This is a genomic window from Paracoccus marinaquae, assembly GCF_018860165.1.
GTDB classification, from domain to species: domain Bacteria; phylum Pseudomonadota; class Alphaproteobacteria; order Rhodobacterales; family Rhodobacteraceae; genus Paracoccus; species Paracoccus marinaquae.
Genome location: NZ_JAHKNG010000131.1, coordinates 1 through 889 on the forward strand (window position 1 = coordinate 1; position 889 = coordinate 889).

Annotated in this window: 1 pseudogene; it reads right to left on the reverse strand. The window is 61.1% G+C overall.

The window, feature by feature from the left end:
- Positions 1-836, reverse strand: a pseudogene (locus KNW02_RS20645) (IS3 family transposase); the annotation flags it as partial.
- Positions 837-889 lie beyond the last annotated feature (53 nt).

Genomic DNA, 889 nt, shown 5'->3' on the forward strand with positions numbered 1-889 from the left:
AATCAGAACCTTTTCTCTTGGCTTTCGCCGCCATGTCGCCATCAACAGCGCTTGTAGCACGACATCGGTCGTTTGACGGCTCTGCATCGACCAGCCGACAACACGCCGGGAATAGAGGTCGATGACGACGGCGAGGTAAGCAAAGCCCTCCTGCGTGCGGATGTAGGTAATATCGGTCACCCAGACCTTGTCCGGCGCCGCCACGTCGAACTGCCGATCCAGGGTGTTGTCGACCACGACCGAAGGTTTGCCGCCATACTTCCCGGGGCGGCGCTTGTAGCCGATCTGTGCCGTGATCCCGGCCAGCCTGGTCAGGCGCGCAACGCGGTTCAGACAGACGTCTTCGCCCTGCTCGAGAAGATCGTCGTGCAGCTTGCGGTGCCCATAGACCTTGCCGCTCTTGACCCAGGCTTCCTTCAGCAGCTCGGTCTGGCGGGCGTCTTCGTAGGCACGCTTGCTCAACGGCGCCTTCAACCACGCATAGAAGCCGCTCGGCTGGATGCGCAGACACCGGCACATCGCCCGGACGGAGAACTGCCCGCGATGCTCGGCCACGAACGCGTATCTCACTTTGCATCCCTGGCGAAATACGCGGTGGCCTTTTTTAGGATGTCACGCTCCTCCGAGACCCGCGCCAGCTCCTTCTTCAGGCGCCGGATCTCGGTGTCCTTCTCAGCCTCTCCTGATGATACCTTCGCGAACTTCTTCTTCCAGGCGTAGAGCGAATACGGGCTGACCCCGAGCCGCTCCGAAACTTCCCTGACCGGGTAGCCCCGCTCGGTGATCTGCGCGACCGCGTCCCGTTTGAACTCATCGCTGAACTTGCTGCTGCTCATTATGGCCTCCTTGCCTCAAAATTAGCGAAGAAGGCGTCCACGATACACGGGGC